General features: G+C 64.5%; 5 protein-coding genes. 3 read left to right on the top strand and 2 right to left on the bottom strand.

Going from position 1 to position 6,894, the window contains the following annotated elements:
* The first annotated feature begins 565 nt into the window (after window positions 1-565).
* A complete protein-coding gene (locus AC3WUT_RS28250) occupies window positions 566-1,603 on the top strand; it encodes a porin (protein ID WP_492350393.1) in 1,038 nt (345 codons plus the stop codon).
* Between the two features lie 105 nt (window positions 1,604-1,708).
* Here AC3WUT_RS28250 and AC3WUT_RS28245 read toward each other — a convergent pair whose 3' ends face one another.
* The gene (locus AC3WUT_RS28245) at window positions 1,709-4,039 is read right to left on the bottom strand and encodes a xanthine dehydrogenase family protein molybdopterin-binding subunit (RefSeq protein ID WP_492350392.1); all 2,331 of its coding nucleotides are present in this window, start codon (window positions 4,037-4,039) and stop codon (window positions 1,709-1,711) included.
* Window positions 4,040-4,314: 275 nt separating this feature from the next.
* On the opposite strand from AC3WUT_RS28245, the gene AC3WUT_RS28240 reads away from it, so the two are divergent.
* Window positions 4,315-4,737: a cupin domain-containing protein gene (locus AC3WUT_RS28240; protein WP_492350391.1), complete on the top strand. Its 423-nt coding sequence runs from the start codon at window positions 4,315-4,317 to the stop codon at window positions 4,735-4,737.
* Between the two features lie 55 nt (window positions 4,738-4,792).
* Here the strand turns inward: AC3WUT_RS28240 and AC3WUT_RS28235 are convergent, their stop codons facing one another.
* Window positions 4,793-5,449: a glutathione S-transferase gene (locus tag AC3WUT_RS28235; RefSeq protein WP_492350390.1), complete on the bottom strand. Its 657-nt coding sequence runs from the start codon at window positions 5,447-5,449 to the stop codon at window positions 4,793-4,795.
* A gap of 110 nt (window positions 5,450-5,559) precedes the next feature.
* Between AC3WUT_RS28235 and AC3WUT_RS28230 the strand changes: the two genes are divergently transcribed.
* Window positions 5,560-6,780 (top strand): polyhydroxyalkanoate depolymerase, encoded by a 1,221-nt coding sequence (locus tag AC3WUT_RS28230; RefSeq protein ID WP_492350389.1) that lies wholly within the window; start codon window positions 5,560-5,562, stop codon window positions 6,778-6,780.
* Window positions 6,781-6,894 lie beyond the last annotated feature (114 nt).

Here is a 6,894-nt window from a genome sequence, read left to right as displayed (position 1 = left end):
ACGTGGCCGATCTTCACGACCTGAACGTCTTGTGCCGAGGCAGCGCCTGCCAGAACTGCCAGGGCAGCAACAGCGGTAAGTGTCAACTTCAATTGCATGGATGAACTCCGAATCAGTAATAAACGCCGATAGAAGGCGGCGGTGGAAGGTATTTCAATTTCCGGGCCAGCTTTGTCGGGAGATGCCCTTAAAGCCCCTCTCCATCAATTCGATTCATGTACCAGCAGCCTGATTAATAGAACGTCCCACCGCATGAACGATCGATCCGCAGGCAACGAACGCTCCAGCCTCAATCAGCAAGATTCGATCCCCAGGAGATTCATCAGAAAAATTGATGAGTCATGAAGCGCGCTAATTGGCATACGGGTGTCACAAAAACCCCACACCAAAAAGTTACGAAATGCAAACATGTCCCTAAAATCCGCGACCTGTCGTCAATGACATTTATTTGTGGGCGAAAAACCATTTCGCCTCATCTTGGTGCCTTCCTGGTCGGATGCACCCAGACGTGGCGCGATGCGGCCCTTCTGACTCACCCCTGCCCCACCTGAACACAGGACTTGCAATGAAAAAGACATTTCTGATGACCGCCCTGGCCCTGAGCCTGGGCTCTGCCTACGCCCAATCGAGCGTCACCCTGTACGGCGTGATCGACACCGCCTACCAACACCAGACCAACGCGACCGCCACCGGCGGCAGCCTGAACGCTGTGACTTCGGGTTCGATCAGCGGTAGCCGTTACGGCTTCAAGGGCAAGGAAGACCTGGGCGGCGGTCTGTACTCGCTGTTCACCCTGGAAGCCGGCTTCAACCCCAATGACGGCAGCCGTGGCCAAGGCGGACTGGCTTTCGGTCGTCAGGCCTTCGTGGGCCTGGGTGGTGACTTTGGCCAACTGACCGTGGGCCGCCAGTACACCCCGCTGTTCGAGCACTACGGCAATTTTGACCCGCTGTGGGGCATCTCCAACGTCAACGAATCGGGCTTCTACCTGGCCTACGGCACGTTCCGCCAGAACAACGCCGTGCGTTACGCCAAGAACATCGCTGGCGTGAACTTCGCCGCCATGCACGGCTTTGGCAACGTGTCGGGCTCCACCTCGGCCGGCCAACTCAATGGTCTGCAAGCCAACTACACCGCCGGTCCCCTGCTGGTCGGCGCGGCCTACCAGAAGTTTGACGTGAACGCCTCGGCCAGCACCAACCTGGGCAGCACTTCCAACGCCATGATCGGCGCCAACTACGGCTTCGGCCCGGCCCGCGTGTTCTTCAACTACATGGACACCAAGCTGAGCACCGGCGCCAAGAGCGACATCGCCACCCTGGGCGTGAACTACGAAGTGACCCCGCTGGTGGGCCTGATCGGTGCTTACTACAACGACAAGACCAAGTCGACCACCAATGTGGACGGCAGCCGCAACACCCTGGCACTGGGCCTGACCTACACGCTGAGCAAGCGCACCATGGTCTACACCTATGTGGACCGCTCCAAGCAAAACAGCGGCTACTCGGCCACCGCGATCACCGCCGGCTCCGATCTGTTTGGCGCCGCCTCGACGCTGAGCACCCGCTCCAACCTGATGCTGGGCGTGCGTCACGCCTTCTGATCGGCCCCCTCGATCTGACCAGGGAGGGTCGCTGCCCGGCCCCTCTGGTCTCTGGTTTCTCCAAGTTGAAGCCCCTTGCTCACGCCAGGGGCTTTTTTCATGGCTTCACGCCGGCGCGCCTGACTGCAGCAGGGCCCACAGCCGGCTTGACGACAGCGGCATCTGCAGCCTCGGCGCCGTGCCGGCCCGGCCTGCCCGGGCCAGGGCATCAGCCACGGCATTGACCAGGGTGGGGGTGGCGCCAATGGTGCCCAGCTCGCCCACGCCCTTGACCCCCAGCGGGTTGTTCTTGCAAGGGGTGGACTCGTCCATCGTGGTGTGGAATTCGGGCGCCAGGTCGGCCCGCGGGGCCGCGTAATCCATCAGGCTGCCGGTGACCAGTTGCCCGGTTTCGCGGTCGTACAGCAGGTGCTCGCACAGGGCCTGCCCCAAACCTTGCACAGCGCCACCGTCCAGTTGGCCGCGCACGATGAGGGGGTTGACCACCCGCCCCACATCATTGACCGAGGAATAGGCCACCACCTGCACATCGCCCGTCTGAGGGTCCAGCTCGACCTCGCAAACATGGCAGCCATTGGGCCAGGTGGGACCCGATACCGTGCTGGTCGAATCGATGTGGATGCGCTGCTCGCGCTGGGCCCGCGCCAGCGCAAACAGGTCGATCCCCAGATCGGTGCCTTTCACACTGAAGCGCCCGCCTTCATAGGCGATGTCCTCGGCGGCCACCTCCAGTTCGGCCGCCGCCAGGGTCTTGGCGTGCTCGATGGTGCGTTCGGCCCCCACCCGCACGGCCGAGCCGCCGGTGAACAAGGAACGTGAGCCCGCACTGCCGAAGCCGTCGCCGCGGTCGGTGTCACCCAGCACCACGCGCACCTGCGCGATCGGCACCCCGAACACATCCACCACCAGCTGGGCCAGCGTGGTGGCAATGCCCTGGCCCATGGCGTTGACGGCGGAGAACACTTCGATGGTCTCGTCCGGCAGCACGGTGACGGTGACGCGTTCCTCGAACACATTGCCACCGGTCCACTCCAGGAAGGTGGCAATGCCTTGGCCACGCAGCAACCCCTTCTGGCGCGAGGCCGCAGCCCGGGCCTCAAAGCCGGTCCAGTCGGCCTGCACCAGGGCCTGGTCCATCACCTTCTCAAAACAGCCGGTGTCATAGGTCTGCCCCATGGGGTTCTTGTAGGGCATTTGCTCGGGCTGGATGAAGTTGCGGCGGCGCAAGGCCACGCGGTCGATGCCAGTCTGCCGGGCTGCCTCATCCATCAGGCGTTCCATCGTGAAAATGGCCTCGGGCCGCCCGGCGCCGCGGTAGGCCCCGGTGGGTGCGGTGTTGGTCAGCACCGCCTTGAAGTGGAAGTCGATGGTCTGGATGTCATACACACTGGTCTGCACCCAGGGGCCGATCAGCAGCTGGATGGCCACCCCCGTGCCCGTGGCATACGCCCCCACATTGGCCAGTGAGCGCAAGCGCAAGCCCAGGATCTTGCCGTCGGCCGCCAGCGCCAGTTCGGCACGGGTCTGCAGATCCCGGCCATGGCTGGACGACAGGAACTCTTCGCTGCGCTCGGCCACCCATTTCACGGGGCGCTGCAGGTGCTGGGCCGTCCAGGCCACCACCATGTCTTCGGGGTAGGCACCGGTCTTCATGCCGAAGCCGCCGCCCACATCGCCAACCACCACCCTCAGCCGCTCTCGCGGCAGGCCCAGCACGGCGATCAGGGTGTCGCGCACACCCGAGGGCATCTGGGTGCTCATGCGCAGGGTCAGGCGCCCATCGGCCGGATCGGGGTAGGCCAACACGGTGCGCGGCTCCAGCGTGAGGGCCGCCAGGCGCTGGTTGACCACCTCCAGCGCCACCACATGGGTGGCCTGGGCAAATGCCGCGGCACAGGCCGCCGCGTTGCCGTGCTGCATCTCGGCGGCCACGTTGTCGGGGGCCTCAGGGCACAACGCGGGGGCGCCAGGGTGGGTGGCGTCGTCAAGGTTCACCACCATGGGCAACTCTTCGTACTCGACGAACACCGCCTCGGCCGCATCACGCGCCTGCTGTGGCGTGTCGGCCACCACCGCCACCACGGCTTCGCCCACATAGCGCACCCGCTCCTGGGCCAGCGGGTGGCGTGAAGGCGAGGCGGCCACACCATCGGCCCGCTTGAAGCCGGCATTGCCGGGCATGGGTTTGACGCCGGCCTGCGCCAGATCGGCCCCGGTGTAAACGCCCAGCACCCCGGGCAGGCCCAGGGCCGCCGAGCGGTCGATGCTCACGATGCGTGCATGCGGGTAAGGCGAGCGCTGAAACGCCAGATGGGCCTGTCCAGGCAGGCTGAAGTCATCGGCATAACGGCCTGCCCCTTTGAGCAGACCTTCGTCTTCGAGGCGCAGCACAGCCTGGCCGCTGCCAAATCGGGCAAAGGAAGATGGGGTGTTCACGGATTTGTCTCGCTGGTTGGAGCTTTGGAAACGGAAAACGGGAAACAGGGAACGGGCTGGGTACCGCCAAACACTCTAGCCAATTCCCGCCTCGGCTGCTGTCGCCGAACTCACGTCGCCCGGACCCGCCTGTCTTGTGGGCACCGATCTGGCGCCCAAAGCCCCCTGAAACCGGGAATGTTTCATGCTTGATGCTGCACCGCAGCAATACCCCTGTGACCCGCCGTCACGTGGGGTCTTCTGGCCTCTTTCCCAACCCTCGACAGGAGCCCTTCATGCTGGACCGAAGCTCAACCTTGTTTTCCCACGTCAAGCCTGGCGACAACGATTACGTCAGTGGCGGATTGCGCGACTTCTTCCTGTACCGAGACCTGGGCGTGGCCGCCGCCACGCACGGCCAGGTGATCGCCCACCTGGTGAAAGCCAACATGGCCCCTGAAGCGGGCACCGGGTGGCACCGGCATGAGGCCGATTTTCAGATCGTGATCATGCTCAAGGGCTGGGCACGCTTCATGTACGAAGACCAGGAAACCCTGGTGCAGGCCGGCGACTGCGTGCACCAACGCCCGGGCATCCGGCACTACCTGTTCGACTACTCGCCCGACATGGAATACCTTGAGATCGTCTCACCGGCCGACTTCAAGACCGTGGACGTGCCCGCGGTGTGCCCCATTCCGGCGCCCACGCCCTGGGTCTGACACAGGCCATGCACCCGCATGGGGCGGGTGCACCACCGAGAACGTGTTGACGTTCTCAGAACTCAGCGTCGAGTTCGTCGATTTCATCGGGCTCCAAGGCTGCGGCGGCCACCCACTCCTTCATGGCGGGCAGGGCCATGATGGTCTTGCAATACGCGGCACACACCGGATCCAGCGCCACATCGTAGGTCTGGAAGCGGGTCACCACCGGCGCAAACATCGCATCGGCGATGCAGGGCTGGGCGCCGAACAAATAGGGGCCGCCGTAGCGCTGCAGGCACTCGGTCCAGATGGTGGTGATGCGATCGATGTCGGTCTGTGCACGCGACCACAGCTTGAACCCCGGGAAATGCGCCTTGATGTTCATGGGCAGGGACGAGCGCAGGGCGCTGAAGCCCGAGTGCATCTCACCGCAGATGGCTCGGCAATGGGCCCGGGCAGCACGATCCGCCGGCAACAGGCCGGCATCAGGCCGGATCTCGTTGAGGTACTCGCCAATGGCCAGGGTGTCCCAGACATGCAGTCCCTCGTGATCGAGGGCCGGCACCCGCATCGAGGCCGACAACAGCAGCATCTCGGCCTTCATGTCAGGGTCATCGGGAGAAATCACCTTTTCGCTGAACGGCAAGCCCGCCAGCTTCGCCATCAGCCAGCCACGCAAGGCCCAGGCACCGTAGTTCTTGCTGCTGATCGTCAAAACCGCTTTGGCCATGGCTTGCTCCTGTAGGTGCAGCGGCTGTGCAAGCCCCGTGCCATGCCGCCAGCGCCAGGCCTTGGCCCGCAACTTGCCTTCGCCCCGGCAACACCCACCGAAAGATTGCCATGCTGTATCAGGCCTACCAACTCCAGTCTGACCTGATGTCCCCGCTGCGCCTGATGGCGCAGGCCATGGGCTCGGCGTTCATGGTGCCCGGCACCGAACGCACGGTGCTGCGCCAGATGGCCGCGGCTGGCGAGGTGTTCTCGCGCCTGCGGCTCACGCACAGCCGGCCGGCCTACGGCATCGATGCGGTGCAGATCGGTGAACAGCGCGTGGCCATCACCGAACGGGTGGCGCACACCCTGCCCTTCGGCACCCTGCTGCACTTTGCCAAAGACCCGGCCGCCGGCCTGCCCACCCAACCGCCCGTGCTGCTGGCCGCCCCCCTGTCGGGCCACTTTGCCACCCTGCTGCGCGAAACCGTGCGCACCCTGCTGCAGGACCACGATGTCTACATCACCGACTGGCACAACGCCCGCGACGTGGCCCTGCGCGAAGGCGCCTTCGGGCTGGACGACTACATCCGCTACATGATGCTGTTCCTGCAGCACATCGGCCCTGGCACCCACCTGGTGGCCGTGTGCCAGCCCTGCGTGGCGGCCCTGGCCGCCACCGCCCTGCTGGCCGAAGACGATGACCCGGCCCAGCCGCGCAGCCTGACCCTGATGGCCGGCCCGGTGGACTGCCGGGTCAACCCCACCGAGGTGAACCGACTGGCCACCAGCAAACCCATCGAATGGTTTGAAAAGAACCTGATCAGCCATGTGCCCCTGCCGCACCGGGGCTTCATGCGCCGCGTGTACCCGGGCTTTGTGCAGCTCAGCGCCTTCATGAGCATGAACCTGGAACGCCATCAACAATCGTTCGAACACCTCTACCAGCACATCCTGGAGGGCCGCCTCGACGAGGCCGAGACCATCAAGACCTTCTACGAGGAGTACCTGGCGGTGAACGACCTGCCCGCCGAGTTCTACCTGGAAACGGTGGAGAAAGTGTTCCAGACTTACGACCTGGCCGTGGGCCAGCTCCACTACCAGGGCCGCCGCGTCAACCCGGCCGCCATCCGGCGCACGGCACTGCTCACCGTCGAAGGCGAGCGCGACGACATCTGCGCCATCGGCCAGACCGTGGCCGCACAAGACCTGTGCAAAAGCGTGCGCCCCTACCTGAAGAACCACCACGTGCAGACCGGCGTGGGCCACTATGGCGTGTTCAGCGGCCGCAAGTGGAACCAGCAGATCTACCCGCGGGTGCGTGACAGCATCCACGCCAGCCTGGGTTGAGGCGCAGTGCCCAGGTGCTTGCGTTGAACTGGCGCTTGAAGTTCTGTCACCACTGCGTCCTCCACACAAGATTTGCACGTCAACCTCAGACCTTGTGAAGCCCTCAAGGTTGAG

Source organism: Curvibacter sp. EU05-FHT14A10 (assembly GCF_058791075.1).
This window is presented reverse-complemented; position numbering and strand designations above follow the sequence as displayed.